The 19,844-nt window shown below is 60.0% G+C and carries 15 protein-coding genes and 4 tRNA genes; 12 read left to right on the top strand and 7 right to left on the bottom strand.

What is annotated here, in order from left to right:
• Positions 1–52: 52 nt before the first annotated feature.
• The 3 genes from sugE to rdgC form a co-directional block, all read right to left on the bottom strand.
• Positions 53–367, bottom strand: a complete 315-nt coding sequence (gene sugE, locus J3P92_RS18525) for a quaternary ammonium compound efflux SMR transporter SugE (protein ID WP_420767876.1) — start codon at positions 365–367, stop codon at positions 53–55.
• Between the two features lie 116 nt (positions 368–483).
• Positions 484–1,449, bottom strand: a complete 966-nt coding sequence (locus tag J3P92_RS18520) for a bile acid:sodium symporter family protein (RefSeq protein WP_420767875.1) — start codon at positions 1,447–1,449, stop codon at positions 484–486.
• A 141-nt stretch (positions 1,450–1,590) separates the two neighbouring features.
• The gene (gene rdgC, locus J3P92_RS18515; protein ID WP_434648640.1) at positions 1,591–2,511 is read right to left on the bottom strand and encodes a recombination-associated protein RdgC; all 921 of its coding nucleotides are present in this window, start codon (positions 2,509–2,511) and stop codon (positions 1,591–1,593) included.
• A 160-nt stretch (positions 2,512–2,671) separates the two neighbouring features.
• Here rdgC and J3P92_RS18510 point away from each other — a divergent pair.
• The 4 genes from J3P92_RS18510 to J3P92_RS18495 all read left to right on the top strand — a co-directional run bounded on the left by J3P92_RS18510 (position 2,672) and on the right by J3P92_RS18495 (position 3,195).
• Positions 2,672–2,747, top strand: a tRNA-Val gene (locus J3P92_RS18510).
• Between the two features lie 19 nt (positions 2,748–2,766).
• Positions 2,767–2,843, top strand: a tRNA-Asp gene (locus J3P92_RS18505).
• 182 nt (positions 2,844–3,025) lie between these two features.
• Positions 3,026–3,101 (top strand) — tRNA-Val (locus tag J3P92_RS18500).
• A gap of 17 nt (positions 3,102–3,118) precedes the next feature.
• Positions 3,119–3,195 (top strand) — tRNA-Asp (locus J3P92_RS18495).
• A gap of 90 nt (positions 3,196–3,285) precedes the next feature.
• Here the strand turns inward: J3P92_RS18495 and J3P92_RS18490 are convergent.
• Positions 3,286–4,422: a catalase family protein gene (locus tag J3P92_RS18490; RefSeq protein WP_434648639.1), complete on the bottom strand. Its 1,137-nt coding sequence runs from the start codon at positions 4,420–4,422 to the stop codon at positions 3,286–3,288.
• A 31-nt stretch (positions 4,423–4,453) separates the two neighbouring features.
• Positions 4,454–6,259: a di-heme-cytochrome C peroxidase gene (locus J3P92_RS18485; RefSeq protein WP_434648638.1), complete on the bottom strand. Its 1,806-nt coding sequence runs from the start codon at positions 6,257–6,259 to the stop codon at positions 4,454–4,456.
• A gap of 270 nt (positions 6,260–6,529) precedes the next feature.
• Here J3P92_RS18485 and J3P92_RS18480 point away from each other — a divergent pair, with 270 nt between their 5' ends.
• The 7 genes from J3P92_RS18480 (at position 6,530) to J3P92_RS18450 (ending at position 14,612) form a co-directional block, all read left to right on the top strand.
• On the top strand, positions 6,530–7,243 hold the full coding sequence (locus tag J3P92_RS18480) for an FKBP-type peptidyl-prolyl cis-trans isomerase (RefSeq protein ID WP_030142016.1): 714 nt from the start codon (positions 6,530–6,532) through the stop codon (positions 7,241–7,243).
• A 294-nt stretch (positions 7,244–7,537) separates the two neighbouring features.
• Positions 7,538–7,993, top strand: a complete 456-nt coding sequence (locus J3P92_RS18475) for a YkvA family protein (RefSeq protein WP_420767871.1) — start codon at positions 7,538–7,540, stop codon at positions 7,991–7,993.
• Between the two features lie 114 nt (positions 7,994–8,107).
• Positions 8,108–8,449 (top strand): helix-turn-helix domain-containing protein, encoded by a 342-nt coding sequence (locus tag J3P92_RS18470; RefSeq protein WP_434560143.1) that lies wholly within the window; start codon positions 8,108–8,110, stop codon positions 8,447–8,449.
• Entirely contained in the window at positions 8,446–8,817 is a 372-nt protein-coding gene (locus J3P92_RS18465) for a hypothetical protein (RefSeq protein WP_003179080.1), read from the top strand. Before J3P92_RS18470 ends, J3P92_RS18465 begins: the two co-directional genes overlap by 4 nt.
• Complete coding sequence (locus J3P92_RS18460) at positions 8,817–9,218, top strand: sel1 repeat family protein (protein ID WP_434560141.1); 402 nt, start codon at positions 8,817–8,819, stop codon at positions 9,216–9,218. The genes J3P92_RS18465 and J3P92_RS18460 overlap by 1 nt, the downstream gene beginning before the upstream one ends.
• A gap of 199 nt (positions 9,219–9,417) precedes the next feature.
• The gene (locus J3P92_RS18455) at positions 9,418–14,184 is read left to right on the top strand and encodes an RHS repeat-associated core domain-containing protein (RefSeq protein WP_434648636.1); all 4,767 of its coding nucleotides are present in this window, start codon (positions 9,418–9,420) and stop codon (positions 14,182–14,184) included.
• Between the two features lie 8 nt (positions 14,185–14,192).
• Positions 14,193–14,612, top strand: coding sequence for a hypothetical protein (locus J3P92_RS18450; protein WP_434648634.1), 420 nt, complete (start codon positions 14,193–14,195; stop codon positions 14,610–14,612).
• 72 nt (positions 14,613–14,684) lie between these two features.
• On the opposite strand, the gene J3P92_RS18445 is transcribed toward J3P92_RS18450, so the two are convergent.
• Both J3P92_RS18445 and J3P92_RS18440 read right to left on the bottom strand, forming a co-directional pair.
• Positions 14,685–16,472, bottom strand: a complete 1,788-nt coding sequence (locus J3P92_RS18445; protein WP_434648632.1) for a bifunctional diguanylate cyclase/phosphodiesterase — start codon at positions 16,470–16,472, stop codon at positions 14,685–14,687.
• Positions 16,473–16,602: 130 nt separating this feature from the next.
• The gene (locus J3P92_RS18440; RefSeq protein WP_434564134.1) at positions 16,603–18,681 is read right to left on the bottom strand and encodes a carboxy terminal-processing peptidase; all 2,079 of its coding nucleotides are present in this window, start codon (positions 18,679–18,681) and stop codon (positions 16,603–16,605) included.
• Positions 18,682–18,820: 139 nt separating this feature from the next.
• Between J3P92_RS18440 and J3P92_RS18435 the strand changes: the two genes are divergently transcribed.
• A complete protein-coding gene (locus tag J3P92_RS18435; protein WP_434607232.1) occupies positions 18,821–19,783 on the top strand; it encodes a zinc-binding dehydrogenase in 963 nt (320 codons plus the stop codon).
• Positions 19,784–19,844 lie beyond the last annotated feature (61 nt).

Genomic DNA, 19,844 nt, shown 5'->3' with positions numbered 1-19,844 from the left:
CATTCACTCGGTCGACTGTGGGAGCGAGCGTGCTCGCGAAGGCGGTGGAGGCTTAAGCGCTGGCCTTGAGCCCGATCAGCCCGGCAATGATCAACGCGACGCTGGCCAATCGGATCAGTGCCATCGATTCACCAAACAGAATGATCCCGGCGATCACCGTGCCTACGGCACCGACCCCGGTCCAGATTGCGTAGGCCGTGCCCAGCGGCAGTTCCTTCATGGCAAGGCCCAGCAGGCCAAGGCTGATCGCCATGGCCGCGATGGTCAATGCGGTAGGAAGCGGGCGGCTGAAGCCGTCGGTGTATTTAAGGCCGACAGCCCAGCCGACTTCGAACAGGCCGGCAAAAAACAGAATGATCCAGGACATCACACACCTCATCGATGGATGGGGTCGTCCCCGGACAAAAACGCTATGGCGCGCAGGGTCGTCCCCGCATCGGGCGCCAGAATGCCCAATGCTGACTGTTCGGTCAAGTCCGCCTATCAGTCCGCCGTCTGCCGGGAGAGCTCTTCTCTGTCCTGCTTTTCGCTCATGCGACGGAACCAGGTCGAGAGCAGGGCGCCGGAGATGTTGTGCCAGACGCTGAACAAAGCGCTGGGCACCGCCGCCAGCGGCGAGAAGTGCGCACTGGCCAATGCCGCGCCTAGGCCGGAGTTCTGCATGCCTACTTCCAGGGACAAGGTTTTGCGCTGGGCCAGTGGCAATCCAAACAGCCGACCGGTGAAATACCCCAGCAGATAACCGAAGCTGTTATGCAGGATGACGATAGCCATGATCAACAGGCCGGATTCGGCGATTTTCGCCTGGCTGGCCGCCACCACGGCGGCGACGATGATCACGATACTGACCACCGATACCAGCGGCAGGACTTCTACGGCGTGACGTACCCGCGCACCCAACAAGCGCTGGGCAACGATGCCCAAGGCAATGGGTAGCAACACGATTTGCAGGATCGACCAGAACAAGGCGGAGAACGACACCGGCAACCAGGCCGACGCCAGCAGCCAGATCAGCGCCGGGGTCAGCAAAGGGGCAAGCAGGGTGGTGATGGCAGAAATCGCCACGGCCAGCGCCAGGTCACCGCGTGCGAGCCAGGTCATGACGTTGGACGAGGTTCCACTCGGGCAGCAACCCACCAGAATGACCCCGACGGCAATTTCCGGCGGCAGGCTGAACGCTTGGCAGAGCAGCCACGCGGTGCCCGGCATGATCACGAACTGGGCAATCACGCCCAGGGCCACGCGTCCTGGACGACGAGCCACCTCGGCGAAGTCTTCGAGCTTGAGTGCCAGGCCCATGCCGAACATCACCAGTCCCAGCAGTGGCACGATGGCGACTTTCAAATCGACGAACCATTGCGGTTGCATGAACGCCAGCACCGCAAAGAACAGCACCCAATAAGCGAATGTATTGCCGACAAAGCGGCTTAACGCAGCCAACGCACGCATGACCTGATCCTTATTATTAAGAACACCAAATACTAATGTGGGAGCGAGCTTGCTCGCGATAGCGGCGTGTCAGTCAACACCTCGGTGGCTGTCATACCGCTATCGCGAGCAGGCTCGCTCCCACAGGGCAATCGTTACTTCTTAGATCCCCTGCGGAATCGCTTCCCCACCCAGCGCTTCAACCAACGCCGGCAGGAATTCGCCGAACGTCAGCATCATGAGGGTAAAGCTGGCATCCAGTTGGCCGAGGGCTTCATCGCCGCCATCCTGCTCCGCCTGGTCCTGCAACAGGTCTTCGAACTTGAGGCGCTTGACCACCATCTTGTCGTCGAGCACGAAGGACAGCTTGTCCTGCCAGGCCAGCGACAGCTGCGTCACCACCTTGCCGGTGTTCAAGTGCAGTTGGATCTCGTCACTGGTCAGGTCCTGGCGCTTGCAACGGACGATGCCACCGTCTTCATGGGTATCGCGCAGCTCACATTCGTCCAGAACGTAGAAATCATCCGCAGCTTTCTGCGTCTTGACCCAGTCGGTCATGATCGCGGTAGGCGCTGTCTTCACTGTGAGTGGGCGTACCGGCAGTGAGCCGATGACTTCGCGCAGGGTGGAGAGCAGGTCTTCGGCACGTTTCGGGCTGGCGGAGTTGACCAGAATCAGGCCCTGTTTTGGCGCGATGGCGGCAAAGGTAGACGAGCGTCGGATAAACGCACGAGGCAGGAACGCCTGGATGATTTCATCCTTGATCTGGTCCCGTTCCTTTTTATAGACCTTGCGCATTTGCTCGGCTTCGATCTCTTCGACCTTTTCCTTGACCGCGTCGCGCACGACGCTGCCCGGCAGGATGCGTTCTTCCTTGCGTGCGGCGATCAACAGGAAGTCCTGGCTGACGTGCACCAGGGGTGCGTCTTCGCCTTTGCCAAATGGCGCGACGAAACCGTAAGTGGTCAACTCCTGGCTTGCACAGGGGCGCGCCAGTTTGCTCGCCAGTGCAGTTTCCAACGCCTCGGCATCAAAAGGCAGATCTTGGGTCAGGCGATAGATAAGCAGGTTCTTGAACCACATGGGGTGAGTCTCTCCTTTATACAAAGGGGGGCATTATTCTCTTCGCGGCGTCATAGGCCAACCCTTCGCTAAGCCTTTGGAAGACCTGAAAAAATTAATTTAAAAAGTGCTTGCCAGGTCGGGGAGTGCTCCGTAGAATGCGCGCCACACCGAAAGTGAAGGGTGATTAGCTCAGCCGGGAGAGCGTCTGCCTTACAAGCAGAATGTCGGCGGTTCGATCCCGTCATCACCCACCATTCGCTTCCAGTGTTACGCGCAGCGGTAGTTCAGTCGGTTAGAATACCGGCCTGTCACGCCGGGGGTCGCGGGTTCGAGTCCCGTCCGCTGCGCCATATTCGGTTACCTGGAACACTGAACGCCAGGTCACCACAAAAAGCCCGCTAACGCGGGCTTTTTGCTGTTTGCAGTTCCCGCGGTGCGTGTGAATCACATTTTTTTTTTTTTTGCTGAATTATCAATTAAATCAGCACGTTATAAAAAACTGTGAGAGAATGCGCCCCGCATCGAAAGTGAAGGGTGATTAGCTCAGCTGGGAGAGCGTCTGCCTTACAAGCAGAATGTCGGCGGTTCGATCCCGTCATCACCCACCAAACTTTCAATGTTACGCGCAGCGGTAGTTCAGTCGGTTAGAATACCGGCCTGTCACGCCGGGGGTCGCGGGTTCGAGTCCCGTCCGCTGCGCCATATTCGGCACTTGGAACACTGAACGCCAAGTGCTAACCAAAAAGCCCGCTCATTGAGCGGGCTTTTTGTTGCCTGTCATTTGGCCCCTTGCTACTGCTCAGCGTTCCGGCTGTGGCGGTAATCGCTGACCGCCTCGTACACTGCCTTGCGCAAACGGTTGATCCCACCAATGGGTCGATGGGCCTCGATGCCAAACCAAGGGTTGAAAGACTGGTTGTCACACGCCAGGTTCAGCTTGGGCGTATCGAAATCCTGTGCCGGAACCTTGATCCGCGCCACCGTTTCGAACGGCGCATCGCTTTCCTTCCATTCAATACTGGTGTCTTCGATCGGCATGTATTTGCTCGGGTCCTGGCGCTGGATCTGCAAGACAAAACAGGCCGGCACGCGATCGGTGGATAACTGCTGATTCAGCGCGCTACGCAAGAAATTCGGCAGATCCTGGTTTTGGGGCGGCAAGGTGTAGCCTGGGCAACTGTCCGGATCCGGCGCGACGCGAAACTTGGCATTGGCTTCGCCGAATTTGTAAGGCGAAACCGAAAAGTAGGTGGTCTGGGTCGGGCTTGCCGGAGGCGGCGAAAGTGTCGCCAGGGCGATAAACAGATGGCGGATCTGCCAAGTGCGTGGGTCCAGGCTTGGAAAGAACGCCATTGCCTTTTTTCCATCGGCTTGCGCGGCCACATTCTGACGGTACTCGGCGACATCACTGACGAAGAAATTCGGATGATTGAACATCACGAAATCCTGCTCGCCCTGTGATTGCCGATCAGCCAGCAGTTGCTTGCCGGGCACGTCCCGCAGTTTGATCGCCATTCCCCGCGCATCGCGCAGGCTATCGAACTGGGGATAAGCGTTGCCATTGGAGAGGCGGATCGTTGCCTGCCAAGTCTTGCCCGGTTCAGCGAACACACCCTGGCGCAATGGCGCAGGCAGGTCACTGGGCACCTGGACTTCGGCCATGACGCAACCGTGGGCTTTGGCATGGGCATCGCGCAGGTAGCGGGTACCTTCGCGGTGCTGGTCGACGATGCGGATGGCGGTCTGGATGATGTCCTGGGTCATGGCGCTTTCGGCGGGCGGTATCTGTTCCTTGTCCGGGACCGGTCCGCTGTGTTGCCAGGCGAACCAAGCGGCAGCCAGGGCCCAGCCGAGCAGCCCGATGCCCAGCAGCCATAGAAGCGTCTTGCCCAAAAAGGCGCCGAGGCGCAGCCAGAGCGTGATCAGCATGCAAACATCCTTTTACCTGTGGGGTTCGTCATTACAGTTGCGACTCCAGTGGCCCGCCGAGCACTTTTAAATACTCCAGCAAGGCCCAGCGCTCTTGCGGTTGCAGCAAGCGACCGATAACGCCATTGCCTCGCTCGCCCGCGCGGAACTCATGGCCGCTGTTGTGATTGCCAGTGACCCGCGTATCGAAGAGAAATCCATTGGCAAAGGCCTCCGTGCGATAGCCCAGGTGTCGCGGATCGTACTCGAAGCTGCCTTTATAGAAGGTGGTGGCCCGCTCAGCCTGGGGCGACAACAATTGATAGAGGGTTGGCACGGAGCCGTTGTGCAGGAAGGGCGGGGTGGCCCAGACGCCCGCCAGCGGTCGCGCTTTGTAGGCGCGCAGTTCACGCACGCCGATGGGCAGGCCAAAACCATCCAGGGCCGGGCGCTCGGCTGGCGTGACGCCGGCGTCGCGATAGGCGCGGTTTTCGACGAATGCCGTGACATAGGCCAGGCCCTTGGCGACCGAGACCCGGCTAAGGTCCAGTGGCTCTGTCGGGGTCGGGTGCAGTTGTACATCCAGCTTCGCCAGTTCGGCCGGATCCCATTGCAGACTGGTCAGATTGAAACGGTGGTCGGCGATATTGTTCGCAGTGCCGGGGTCGGTGCCGATCACTTTCACCGGCAGCATGTGCAATTGCTGGACCGGTCTGTCGGGGCCCTGGATAACCTTGGGCACATGGCAGCCGGCACAGTTTTCGGTAAACAGCGCCCGGCCTTTTGCGGCCAAGGGCTTGTCGATCGAGCCCAGCAATGCTTCCGGCCACGCTGGGGGCTTGAGCAGTTGCAGGGTTTCTTCGATTTTGTTCAGGTCGCGCACGCGTACGCTGGATGGATAGCGTGCGTCGCCCTGTAGCGGTTTGCCCTGGGCGTCGAAGAAGCTCAACGTGGCACCGACGCCCAACGCTTCGCCGACATTGCGGGCCATCGGTTGCTGGGCCGAGCCGTTCCATTGCACCCAGTCGAATGTCCACATTTCCCATAATTGCGGGTAATCCACCGGCGCGTTGGCGACCCGGTAGTTTTCTGCCGAGATGGCATCGCCAAAGCTTGCATTGGCGATACGGCCGAAGGCGTCGGTACGGCCAGGGCCTTCCTCGGTAGGGTAGAGGCCGCGGTGGGTGTCGTTCCAGGCCGTGCGCAGAAAAGTGTTCAGGGACACCTTGAACGCCTTGCGCAACTCTTCATGGCGGGCGTCGTAGTCGTTGCCCAATACCTGGCGGGCGAAGCGTTCGAATTTCCATGGGTTGTAGTAAGTCGAGGCGAGACTCGCGACCAATGCCTGTCCGAAACTACCTCCGCGCAGTGTCGGAACAGTCGATGGCAACACGTGCTGGGCTGAACCGCCGTCGATCCGTATCGCTTGGCCCTTGAAGCGCAATTCGCCGGTGTGGCAGGCCGCGCAGGTGATGTCCAGATATTGCTCGCTGCTGCTGGCATTTTGGTGCCGCGTGAAGCCTACCGGCAGGTTGCCGGGGTTTTCCGGCGTGGCCTTCTGCGCCGGATCGACGAGGAAACCGAAGCGCGCCAGGTACTCCGGCGAAGCGAAGCGCTGTTGCGAAAAAGGAAGTTCCAAGGCGGTGAACCAGTCATAGCGCAGGCCTTTGACCTGGGTGCCCTGGGGCGTGAAGTAGTAGGTTTGGCGCTCGGCGGGGCTCCATTGCTCCAGGTAATGCACCTGTTCGACAGGTGTATAGGCGGGCAGGCGCGGGTTGGCGACGTAATAAAGCACCACGGCCGCGGCGACGACAAGCAGTGTGAGGATCAGCAAAAGAATGCGAGAGAGGAGGCGCACGGTAACGTCCTTGTTTTTTTTGATATGCCCTTATGCCTCAGTGCCGCTTGGCCGGCAAGTGGCCATTACCGTGGGCTGGCGGCGGGGCGGCTATTTGTCCCGGTTCGTAATAGATGACAGATGCTTCATCTGCCCAGGATTAAAAAGCGTTTGCCGGCCTGAACTTATCATCACTTTGCGGCTCACATGCCGGTAGCCATTGGTCGTGGCCGCCTGATAAGCTCGCGGCTTTACTCGATTGCCCTTTAGGCGCATGAACAAGGAAATAGCATGAAACAGCATCGGTTGGCGGCGGCGGTTGCCCTGGTTGGCCTGGTACTGGCGGGTTGCGACTCGCAGACCAGCGTAGAGCTGAAAACCCCGGCGCAGAAAGCTTCCTACGGTATCGGCCTGAACATGGGCAAGAGCCTGGCTCAGGAAGGTATGGATGACCTGGACTCCAAAGCAGTGGCCCAGGGCATCGAAGATGCCGTCGGCAAGAAAGAACAGAAGCTGAAAGACGAAGAGTTGGTCGAGGCCTTTGCCGCACTGCAAAAACGTGCCGAAGAGCGCATGGCCAAGATGAGCGAAGAGTCGGCTGCGGCTGGCAAGAAATTCCTCGAAGAAAATGGCAAGAAGGCCGGCGTGACCACCACCGCTTCGGGCCTGCAGTATGAAGTCGTCAAGAAAGCCGACGGCGCTCAGCCCAAGCCGACCGACGTAGTGACCGTTCACTACACCGGCAAGCTGACCAACGGTACTGTCTTCGACAGTTCCGTGGAGCGTGGTAGCCCGATTGACCTGCCTGTCAGCGGTGTGATCCCAGGTTGGGTCGAAGGCCTGCAATTGATGCACGTCGGTGAGAAGTACAAGCTGTACATCCCAAGTGACTTGGCGTACGGCGCCCAGAGCCCGAGCCCGGCGATCCCTGCCAACTCGGTCCTGGTGTTCGACCTGGAGCTGCTGGCCATCAAGGACCCGGCAAAAGAAGACGCAGCCAAGTAATCGCGTCTGCTATAAAGACAACGCCTCGCTCATGCGGGGCGTTGTTGCATTCGGCTTTCGGCAAATGAGCAAAAAAACCGAACGCCCGGCAGCGACCACAGTCATAGGCAATACAGGCGTCGTGCTAGACCCAGTCGGCCAATCAAGTCAATGAAATATTGGGTTTTTTTATGTGAGTAAAAAACGCCCGATCTAAGCCGAGCCCTTATGAACCGTGGGCTTCAGCGGTGAAATGCAGCTCTGTTCACAAGGTTATCCACAATTTGTGTGGATAACATTTCAGTGGGAGAAGAAATGAAGGCGCCGTGGAATTTCACGAGATTTCTGCCCCTGGCGGGACGGCTTTTGGCCCGCGGCCGATTGCCGACATTACTGTTTGCCGTCGCCAGCAAGGGCGCGCGTGAAGGAGGGCGGCTAGGCAAGCTCAAGGACGACCTGCGCTTGCTTCAGGCGTTGTGCCTGGCTTACTGGCGTGGTGAATACCGGGCAGTCAGCGCCAAGTCGTTGCTTTCGATAGTGGCCGGGCTCATGTACTTCCTGAGTCCCTTGGACGCGATTCCGGACTTGCTGCCCATGCTCGGCATGTTCGACGACATCGCCGTGCTGGCGTGGATCATGAAGACGCTCGACGACGAACTGAGCGCCTTCCGTGCCTGGCGAGACCGGCAGTCACCCGAGAAGCTCGCGTTGGTGGAAAGACTTCCCGATACCCCGGAACAACTTCAGCTCCAACGCCCGAAAAAGATCTGATCCAGCCCTATCCCTTCAGAAGATCATCGCCCCCGCGACCTTAGCCGGTATTTAGGATTACACTTCCTAGGAAAAAAGCTGACTCGCTAAGTGTTGTTGTCCTACGGGGTAGTCATGGATATTCAAGTAATCACACGCGACGGAGAGCCCGAGTACGCGGTTTTACCGTGGGATCAATACCAGTCGTTATTGAAGGCAGCAGGCATTAAACAAGCTCCGCCGCGCGAGGCAGACGTCCAGCCTGCGGCGGCACCCGGCCAGGTTCTCCCTGGTCTGGATCAATTGCGCAGTCTGCGCGAAGGGAAGGGCATCGCCATCGAGGCGTTGGCCCGCACGGTAGGCATCAGCCCGTCTTATCTGGCCATGATCGAGAGTGGTGAGCGTCAGCCCGACGCCGCTATCAAGCGCAGTCTGGCCTGGGAACTGACGGTGCCGGGTTGGAGGGATGAATCGTGAGTGTACGCATCAGTCGGCAACATTGGGACGGGTTGTTGGGTGAGTTGGACCAGGCGCGGCGCCAGCGCCATTTGTTGACCTATCGCGCCTTGCTGGAACGCTTGCAACTCCCCAGCCCGGCCATGCAGACCTTGACCGCAGCGCTTGAACACCTGGCCGCGCTGGACGCCCGCGCCGAACAACCGCTGCGCAGTTCGCTGGTCATCAGCCAAGGCGCCAGCCGGCTGCCGCGTACTGGATTTTTCGAATGCGTCGAGCGTCTTGGGCGCTTTTCCGGTCCTTCCGACGGCGTAGCCGCCGCGTCCTGGCATGCTTCGGAAGTGGTCCGGGTGTTCGAGTACGAATATCCCGAATCGGCGGAAGCCTAGTGCTCTGGCGTATCAAGGCCCGGGCTGGTTATTGGCTCGCGCGCCGGTTGTTTCATTGGCCATGGTTCGTTCGACAGCCGCGTGGCTGGGCCTGGCTCGAAGGTCAGTTCGCACGCATGGCGAACCTGGGCGACGTTGGCGCCCAGAGTTTCTACGGGCACATCCTGACATTTCGTGGCCAAGGGCTGGGCGCCCGGGAAGAGGGCATTCGCTTGCTGCGCCTCGCCGCACTGGCCGGCGATGGCAAAGCCGCATACCAGCTCGGTGTCATCAGCCTTGCCGGCAGCACCACTGGCGCGCCGGATCCGGTGGAAGCGGCTCGCTGGTGGACCTTGGCCGCAAAGGCTGGGCACCCACTGGCTGAAATAAAGCTCAAGTCGCTCAAGGGCCAGGAACCTTAGTTTCCTCAGTCTTTATTCCCCCGTTCTGAGGGGGATTGCCCTGCGGGGCTAATCAAAGAATTGTCCTACGCGCTCCGCCTCCTTATCTGACTTATTTCCCAAGCCGTCCCCGGCAAAGTCTCGCGCTCCGATTTCTTGCGAGACGCTTGCCCATGCCCGATCGTTTTCTCCTGCCGGTTCTTGATCGAGCCATGCGCTGATGGATCAGGCGCGCCGCATCGAGGCTGAACTCGACAGCTTCCAGGACACCCTTTCGCTTTATCGCGAGCAGTTTGATCGTTGGTATAGCCGGGCTGCGGATCGCGTCAGCCAAGCGGCCGACCTGCCTTCGCTGATGGGCATGGAACGACTGATTCGTTTCGGCCAAAGCACTACGGCAGTCGACGTCCGGGACAGGGACTTTTTATCCGTCGTCGCCCAGTGCCCGCAAGGCGGGATCATGACGATCGAGAGCAAGCTCGAGTCCGTGTACGACATCCCGCTGGGCGATATCGTGGTGGATGTGGTGGCGGTGGACACGGGCGAGGCCACGCCGGTCACGCTGGATGCTCAGGGCGTGGGTCGCTTCAAGGGCGAGGCGGGGCGGTCTTACCGGGTGCGTGTCCAGGGCGAAGTGTCCCCCAAGCGAATCGATGAGCTGTTTTCTTCCTACGACGGCCTGACGAATGATCTGACGGACTGGCTTCGCGGCGAGTGGCAGGGCTTCAAGCCGCAGTGGGCCCAGCAGTCATTGGCGACTTCGGCGGCAGCGGTGGGCAATGGCTTGCTCGCCGGCGGTTGGGCGGCGATCGAAGGCGTGTGGGACAGCATCAGTTTGCTGTCGGACATCCTCAAGGATCCCTCCCGGTTCGGCGGACGGTTGGGCAGCAGCGCAGCCGAGCTGGCCCAGCTTGCCGAGTCGGCGCCGCTGGTCATGGCGAAGCTGCAATTGCTCGCCAGCGACGAAGCGGCGCTGTGCTTGTTGGTGCGCACCGCCAGTCTCTGGCTGGACATGCTGCCCCCCAGTGAACTGGCGGGCGACACGGCGACGGTGTTATCCACAGTGGTCGTGCAGTTGGTCATCGACCTGTTGATCGGCGTGGTGCTGACCTTCGTCGGGGCAGGCGCGGGCATTGCTTATCTCTCGATGCGCCTGGGCCGGCACGGTGCTCGTCTGCTGGATGCCGTGAAGCGTTTTATCAGTGCCATTTTCGAGCTGGTGAACGGCTTCATGGGCTACGTTGACCGCTACAAGGCTGTGGCCGCGCGGGGCATTGCCGCCGGCGTAAAGAAGGGGCGCATGCAGTTGCGCTGGGATGCGCAGCGCAACACCACGCTGAAAAAGCAAGAACACCACGACGACGCCCCCACGCAGTCGAAAAACCCCAACGGCGACCCCGCCGACAGCGCCGCCCAGACCCGCACCGACGGTTGCCCGGTGTCCATGGTCACCGGCGAAGAGCTGCTCACCCTCGAAGACGGCACCCTCGACGGACGCTTGCCCTTCGTCTTCACCCGCCTCTACCGCACCAGCGCCGCCGACCTGGACATCGGGCTCGGCCGCGGATGGACCCATGCCCTGGCCCATCGCCTGTTGATCGACGGCGAGCAGGTGACCTGGATCGACCAGGAAAACCGCCGCACCACGTTTCCCCGGCCCAGCCTGCAACGCCCAGCCATCCACAACAGCCTGGCCCGCGCGGCGGTTTATCTGAGCAACGAGCCGGACGAATTGATCGTCGCCCAGCCCGGCGAAGACGCTCCTTTCCTACATTTTCGCGACGGTCATCTGACGGCCCTGAGCGATCGGTACGACAACCGCCTGACCGTCCAACGCAACATCTACGGCGACATCAGCCGTCTGGACAACGGTGCCGGCCGCTGTTTGCGTTTGCGCTACGAACATCGGCACCTGGTCGCCATCGACTATCAGAGCTTCCACCCGGCGCTGACCCTTGACGAAGCCTGGCGCACTGAACAGACCCTGGTGACCTACCGCTACGATGCGCGTTCGCGCCTCATCGAAGCGACCAACGCCGCCGGCGAGAGCGAGCGCTACGACTACGACGACCAGCACGTCATCCTCCAGCGGCAACTGGCCGGGGGCGCGAGTTTCTACTGGGAGTGGCAAGGCCTCGGCCCGGCGGCGCGCTGTGTCCGGCATTGGGCGTCGTTCGCGCAGATGGACAGCCGCTACACCTGGGGCGACGACGGCAGCGTCACGGTCCGGCATATCGATGGCAGCCAGGACGTGTATGTCCACGACGACCACGCGCGGCTGGTGCGCCAGGTCGATCCCGCCGGCGGCGAACACCTCAAGGCTTATGACGAACAGGGCCGGCTGATCGCCGAGCAAGACCCGCTGGGCGCCGTCACCGAATACCGCTACGACGAAGTCGGACGGCTGGTGGCGCTGATTCCGCCGGAAGGCGAGCCCACGTCCTACGAATACCGAAACGGTTTCCTACACGCCCGGACTCGCGGCAAGGCCGTGTGGACCTACTGGCGCAATGCCCAGGGCGACATCATCGAAGTCGTCGACCCGGCTCGCCAAAGCACCTGGTATCACTACGACGACCAGGGGCAACTGAATACCATCAGCTACCCGGACGGCGGTGCCCATCATTTTGTGCGAAACCCGTTGGGCCAACTGACGGAAGAAATCCTGCCGGACGACGGCCAGCGAGTTTTTTCCTACGACGCCCTGGGCCGTCTGCTGACCCGTCAAGACGAACGCGGCGCCGTCACCCATTACCAATGGGACGCCGTGGGCCGCTTGCTACAGACCACCCTGCCCACCGGCGCGACCCGTGCATGGAGCTACAACGCCTACGGCAAGGTCACCGCGGAGCGGGACGAACTGGGGCGCATCACCCGCTACGAATACGCCGACGATCTGCACCTGGTCAGCCGCCGCCTCAACCCCGACGGCAGCGAACTGAAGTACCGCTACGACTCGGCGCGGCTGTTGCTGACCGAAATCGAGAACGAATCCGGCGAAAAATATCAGCTGGACTACACGCCCAACGGACTGATCCGACAGGAAACCGGCTTCGACGGCCAGCGCACCGGCTACGCCTACGACCTCAACGGCCACCTGCTGGAAAAGACCGAATTCGGCGCCGACGGCAGCCAGCGGATCACCGCCTACCAACGCGACACCGCCGGCCGCCTGCTGCGCAAGACCTTGCCCGACGGTGCCACGGTCGAGTACGGCTACGACGCCCTCGGGCGGTTGATCAGCGTTGGGGATGGCCATTGGCCGCTGGCCTACGAATACGACAACCAGGACCGCCTCGTCGCCGAACACCAGGGTTGGGCGAGCCTGCATTATCGCTACGACAATGTCGGCCGGTTGGTCCATTGCCGCCTGCCCGATCGCAGCACCCTGGATTACCGCCACCTGCGAGGCGGGGCGCTGATCGCCATCGACCTCAACGGCACGTGCCTGACCGAACACCGCTTCAAGGGCGGCCGCGAACGCCAGCGCCAGCAGGGCCAGTTGCTCAGCGACTACAGCTACGACGAACAGGGTCGCCTCAAGGCCCAGACCGTGTGGCAAAGCCAGCAAAAACAACTGTTCTGGCGTGACTATTCCTACAGCGCCAACGGCAACCTCGCCGCGCTTTCCGACACGCGAAACCGACGCGGCTACCAGTACGACGCGCTGGATCGCCTGGTGCGCATCGACTACGCCCACAGCCAACCCCCGGAACACTTTTCCCACGACCCGGCCGGCAATGTGTTGTTCAACGACCGTCCCGGCCCGACCACCCTCAAGGGCAACCGCCTGCTGATGGAGGGTGATCGTCACTATGACTACGACGCCTACGGCAACCTGGTCCGCGAACGCCGCGGCCATGCCCAGTGCTTCGTCACGCAATACCGCTACGACAGCCAACATCGGCTCATCGGCGTCACCACCCCCGACGGGAGCGAAACCTCCTACCGCTACGACGCCTTCGGCCGACGCATCGAGAAGACCGTGGACGGTCTCACCACGGAATTCATCTGGCAGGGCGACCAGGTCATCGCTGAAAGCAGCGACCGTCACTACCAGAGCTACGTCTATGAACCCGGCACCTTCCGCCCCCTGGCCCTGCTCGAAGGCGCAGGCCCGGAAAAAGCCACGCCGTTCTACTACCACCTCGACCACCTCGGCACCCCTCAGGAACTGACCAGCCACCAAGGCGAAGTCGTCTGGGCCGCGCGCTACAACGGCTACGGCAAACTCACCGAACTGCGCCACGGCGACGGCAAACGACTGGAACAACCGCTGCGCTTTCAGGGGCAATACCACGACCGGGAAAGCGGCCTGCATTACAACCGGCACCGGTACTACAATCCGGAGACGGGGCGGTATTTGACGCTGGATCCGAGCAAGCTGGCGGGTGGGTTGAATGGGTACCGGTACACCCTGAACCCGACGGGGTGGGTGGATCCGTTGGGGTTGGTGGATTGTCCTGGGAGCGGTGGGTGTAAGCCGGCGGTTGGGGTTGAGGAGCCGACAGATAAGGTTGGGGTGGATGAAGGGGAGCCTACACTACCCAAGCCAACCGCTGATAAGTTGGCCGAAAAAGAAGTCAGGCGTCTAGATCGGGAGCAAGGCATGCATATGGTTAGTAAACATAGCCCTGCTGTTACCGACCAAAAATGGAAACAACGAGCGGTTGATGGCACAGATCCACTTAGCGGAAAAACACCTAAAAATAAAATGGGAAATCCAAGTTCAAGATTTGCCAGTTGGGAAATGCAACTGAAAGCTTATAGCCTAGCGATGGGTCGCGAGAAAAATGGCCTTTCACGCTTTACAGGGAAAGATAAAAACAATAACAATATCATCAGGATGGAGCTTCCTGGAGCTGGGCAGGGGTATATGCCCAATAAAAGTGATCCGTCAAACCCTAAACTTGTAGATATGAATCGGTTTGAAATGAAAGTAGATCCTCATACCGATGTGCCATTTACAATGTTTCCAATAAAGTAGGTGAAAAAATGTTTATATACCCAGGGACTGGGCTCCCATACACGCCAACGCCTTCTTACTTTTTGGGCTGCTTTGATATTTATGATAGAGAAGAGACACTAGGTAGTGAGCTGGAACAGTTTGACCCAAACGAGCCAGCCGATAGAGAAAAATTAATTGTTGAATATGCCTTAAAAGGGAGGCGGTCATATAGGGAAAAATATCTGCTTTATAAATGCTTGGAGGTTGCGCTCTTGGACAGGGAATATAATTTTCAAGTTCTTTTGGAACATGACTCTCAAGAGTGCTCGTCCCTCCCCGATGGATGGGATGAGATGGAAAATCCTCGCTTGTTTTTCGAGGAAATATATAGGTTGGCGGGTGAGGTGTGGAAGGAGGACCTCTATAGGGCTGGAGCTGAAGATCAATCTACTTGGCATTACATCTAAATTTATGGGGAGGCTCCTGCTGTCTCATCTAATGTTCGGACAGGGGCCATCGCCAGGGCAGGTAATCCGCCATCAAACCAACAACCCCAACTCCACCTCGGTCACCCGTTCAACCCCGCCATCTATCAAATACAAACTCCCCCCAACAATCTCCTTGGCATGGTGCTTAGCCTGGGAAGCGAGTTCGGCCAGCTGACTGGCATCCAGCCCAGCACAAGCCTCCGAGCGCAGGTGCACCACCCCAATCGACAGCGACAGCAACGCAAATTCCTGCCGCACCCCCTGTCGGTTCAACGCAGTAAAACAACCAGCCTCCAAGTGCTCGGGCCGGTAGAAGCGGCGGCAGTGGTTCTGGAAGTCTTTCAATAATTGGGTCAGGCGTTTGCGCCAATCATCCGGGCCGAGGACCAGTAGGAAGTCGTCGCCGCCGATGTGGCCGACGAAGTCGCGGCTGGGGTCGATGCGTTCGTTCAGGCATTGCGCCAGGCACAGTAGGACTTCGTCCCCGCGACCGTAGCCGTAGATGTCGTTGAAGGGTTTGAAGCTGTCGATGTCGACGTAGCAGATTACCGACTCCTGACGCTGCTGCAGCAAGCGGGTAAGGCATTGTTGGATCGGCACGTTGCCGGGCAGCAAGGTCAGCGGGTTGGCGTAGCGGGCCTGTTGGATCTTCAGTTCGGTGATGAGCTTGAGCACGTCGATCACGCGCCCCAATCCCATGTAGCTGCCATTGAGGGTGATGATGAAATCTTCTTCGATGCGTTGTCGGGCGCGGCTGGTGATCAGGCGGCTGACTTGTTGCAAGGATTGGTTGAGTTCCACCGCGAGGAAGTCGTCGCTCATCAGGCGGCTGATGGGCTTGCGCGCGAAGAGGTCGGTGGCGAAGGGTTTGAGCAGCGCGTCCGAGAGCGAATGGCGATGGACGATGCCGCACGGCTGGCCACGGTCATCCAACACTGCCAGGGAGTTGAGGTTGGCCTGGCGGCGGAACGCATCCAGGACTGCCGCCGTCGGGGTATCGTGGGCCACCGCCGGTTGTTCGTTGAGCAGGGCGCCGAGGTCGCTCACTTCATCGCCCAGGGGCACCACCCCGCTGTCCTGCCGGGGCATCAGCGCTTTGGCATCCTGGCACGGGTGTTCCTGGGGCCGGGCAAGCAGATAACCCTGGACCAGATCAACGCCCATCTCGATCAGCACGGCCAGTTCTTCCGGCAGTTCTATTCCTTCGGCGATCACTTGGGCCCGTGATGCCTGGGCGATTTTCAGGATGGAACCCACGAATTCTCGCTTGAGCGCGTCCTGGTGAATGCCATCGATGAAGTGCCGGTCGATCTTCACGTAATCGGGGCGCAGTTCCGACCAGAGCCGCAGGCTTGAATAACCGGCGCCAAGGTCGTCCAGCGCAATGGAAAAACCCATCGCCCGATAATGATGCAGAGCGGTTTGCAGGAGCTGGAAATCATCGATCGGGGTTTGTTCGGTCAGTTCGATGACGACCTGGCTGGGCGGGATGCCGAAGTCCTGCAACAACTGCAACGTACGACCGGTCTGGTGTGCCGATTCAAGCAGGGATTCGGGCGAGACGTTGAGAAACAGCTTGCCCGGCAGTTTTTGCTCATTGAAGCGCTGGCAGGCGCTGCGACGGCAGGCCAGCTCCAGTTCGCTGAGTCGCCCGGCCTGGCGAGCCACCGACAGCAATGCGACAGGGGAGTGCAAGGGGCTGTTGGACGGGCCGCGAGTCAACGCTTCGTAACCCAGGATGCGTCGTTCGGAGAGGCACACGATGGGTTGGAACAGACTGTGCAAACCGCTTTGACTCAGGATCGAGCTCAAGGCACCCAGCTGTTCTATCGTGGTCATGGCAGTCTCTGGCGATAAAAAAAGGACGGGGCGCAACCCCTGCTGGGGCGCGCCCGGTCCTGTATTTCACGACAGACTGATGTCAGTTTGATGACACTCCGACGAGCATCACCATTAAATGGCCATCATCTCAGTGCTTGGCGACCGCCGTGTTGAGTTTCAGGTAATCCAAAAGGATTCGCCCGGTTTCACTCAGGTAGGCATCATCTTCCGGCTTGGTCTTTTCCGGCTCGGTGATCAGGTCTTCGTCTTCTTTCTTCAGCTCTTTGAGCGGCTCTTCGCCCTTGGCCTTGCGACGCAGGTTTTCCATCGCCAGTTGCTTGGCCTCGATGTCGGCGTGCTGTGCGCGGCGGTCGGCTTCGTTGAGTGTGACCGTTTTTTCGGTCATCAATTTTTGCGCCAAGGCCAGCTTGTCGCGAATGAACACGAATTCTGCGTCCTGGGCGGTGCGGGTGTCATGTTCGGACTTGAGCTGGGCCAGGAATGGCTTGAATGGGTCCACGGCCGGCTTGATCGCGGGACGGATGGTGTCCCACGGCATGGCTTCGGGCAGGGCGCTTTCACCGATTTCCTTGGTGTCGATGATCGACGGGTAATCGATATCAGGCAGCACGCCCTGATGCTGAGTGCTCTGGCCGGAAACACGGTAGAACTTCGCCAGGGTCAGTTTCAGTTCGCCGTGGTTCAACGGCTGGATGGTCTGCACGGTGCCCTTGCCGAAAGTCTGGCCGCCGATGATCAAGGCGCGGTGGTAGTCCTGCATGGCACCGGCGAAAATCTCCGAGGCCGAAGCGGACAGTCGATTGACCAGCAAGGCCATCGGGCCTTTGTAGAAGGCGCCCGGGTTCTCATCTTCCAGCACATCGACCCGGCCATCGGCATTGCGCACGAGCACGGTCGGGCCTTTGTCGATGAACAGGCTGGTCAATTCGGTGGCTTCTTGCAGCGAGCCGCCGCCGTTGTTGCGCAAATCGATGACGACGCCGTCGACCTTTTCCTTTTGCAGTTCGGTCAGCAGCTTCTTGACGTCGCGCGTGGTGCTCTTGTAGTCCGGATCTCCGGCGCGGAAAGCCTTGAAGTCCAGGTAGAACGCCGGGATCTCGATGATGCCGAGCTTGTAGTCCTTGCCGTCCTGCTTGAGTTTCAGGACCGATTTCTTCGCGGCCTGTTCTTCCAGCTTCACTGCTTCACGGGTGATGGACACGACTTTGCTGGTCTGGTCATTTGGCGCATTGCTGGCCGGAATGACCTCCAGGCGGACCACCGAGCCTTTGGGGCCACGGATCAGCTTGACCACTTCATCCAGGCGCCAGCCGACCACGTCGACCATTTCCTTGTTGCCTTGGGCGACACCAATGATCTTGTCCGCCGGACCGACCTGCTTGGTCTTGTCCGCCGGGCCCGCCGGCACCAGGCGCACGATTTTGACCTGGTCGTTGTCGCTTTGCAGGACCGCGCCGATGCCTTCCAGGGACAAGCTCATGTTGATGTCGAAGTTCTCCGCGTTATCCGGCGACAGATAATTGGTGTGCGGGTCGTAGGACATTGCAAAGGTATTGATGTAGGCCTGGAAGATATCCTCGGCCCGGGTCTGGTCCAGACGCGCCAATTGGTTCTTGTAGCGCTTGGTCAGGGTTTCCTGGATCTGCTTGGGATCCTTTCCGGCGATCTTCATGCGCAGCACTTCGTCCTTGACGCGTTTGCGCCAAAGGTCGTCGAGTTCGGCCGTGCTTTTGAGCCAAGGCGCGTCCTTGCGGTCGACCAGCAAGGTTTCCTTGGCATTGAAATCGATTTTGTCGACACCCTTGTTCAATTCGGCAAGGGCGTAATCCAGGCGCGCCTTGACGCGGTCCAGGTAGCGCTTGTAGATAATGAACCCGGCGTTCAGGTCGCCGCTTTTGAGGAAGTCGTCGAATTGAGTCTTCCACTTGTCGAATTCGGCAATGTCACTGGCCAGGAAATAGCTGCGCGACGGATCAAGCAGCTTCAGGTAGCTGTCATAGATGATGACAGAGCGCGCGTCATCAAGCGGCGGCTTGCTGTAGTGATGACGCTTGAGCAACTCAACGACGTTAAGGCTGGCGATCACCTCGTCGCGATCGGGCTGAAGCTTGTCCCAGCTGTTGGCCGCGAGCGCAGTGCTCGAAAGCGTCGAAACGCCGAGGCCAATGAAGAGGGCAAGTGCAGTACTGGGGAACAAGTGCTTCATGCTGATTCGACGCAGGGACAATTGATAACGCATATTAGGCCGTCTTTGAAGTCGCCGGTTCCATGTGGCCCGGGCGCATAATGCAAGAAAGCCCGGCGTTATAGCAGCGGGCCCAGTCGAGACTCACTATGGAGGCACCGTGAAAGCATTGCAAGGCGTTGAAGGCCAAGTGGTATGGGCAGATGAGCCAAGTCCGGCCTGCGATGCGGGCCAAGTTCGCATCCGCGTGGCTGCCGCCGGCCTGAATCGGGCCGATTTGCTGCAAAAAGCCGGGCATTATCCACCGCCACCCGGCGCGAGCCAGGTGTTGGGGCTGGAATGTTCGGGAGTGATCAGTGAAGTCGGGCCGGGCTCCTCCTGGCAGGTCGGTGACCGGGTCTGCGCGTTGCTGGCTGGCGGGGGAATGGCCGAAGAAGTAGTGGTCGATGGCCGCCATGTCTTGCCCGTGCCGGAAGGCCTGTCGATGGCCGAAGCGGCCGCGCTGCCTGAGGTCTACGGCACCGCGTGGCTGAATCTGTTCCAGCTTGCCGGCCTGCGGCCAGGCGAAAAAGTGTTGCTGCATGCCGGCGCCAGTGGCGTCGGTTCGGCGGCGATCCAGCTCTGCAAGGCGTTTGGCAACCCGTGCTGGGTCAGCGTCGGTTCGGCGGATCGCCTGGCCTATTGCGAAGCATTGGGGGCCCAGGGCGGCGTGGTTCGTACCGACGATATCAACAGCCTGAACGACTTCGCGCCCTTCGACGTCATTCTCGATCCGGTCGGCGCGAACTACGCCGGCCTCAACGTGAAACTTTTGTCAGTTGACGGCCGCTGGGTGCTGATCGGCCTCATGGGCGGCCGCACGACCGAACTCGACCTGGCCCAGGTGCTGGGCAAGCGCATCCAACTGCTGGGTTCGACCCTGCGCAGTCGCAACGATCAGTTCAAGGCTGACTTGATCAGCGAATTGGGGCAGAACGTATGGCCGCTGTTTACCGATAAACGCCTGAGTCCGCAGCTGGCCAGGACGTTTGCAATCACCGATGCCGAGGCGGCGTTTGCGGAGCTGGCGACCAATCAGGTGTCCGGGAAGTTGGTGTTGGTGATCGACGAGAGCTTGAGCTGATCGGTCCCCTGTGGCGAGGGAGCAAGCTCCCTCGCCACAAAGCCACAAAGCCACAAAGCCA

It is taken from the genome of Pseudomonas sp. D3-27 (assembly GCF_051132165.1).
In the GTDB taxonomy this organism is placed as follows: Bacteria; Pseudomonadota; Gammaproteobacteria; order Pseudomonadales; family Pseudomonadaceae; genus Aquipseudomonas.
The sequence above is the reverse complement of the archived record's forward strand: the minus strand, read 5'-3'. Positions and strand labels throughout refer to the sequence as shown.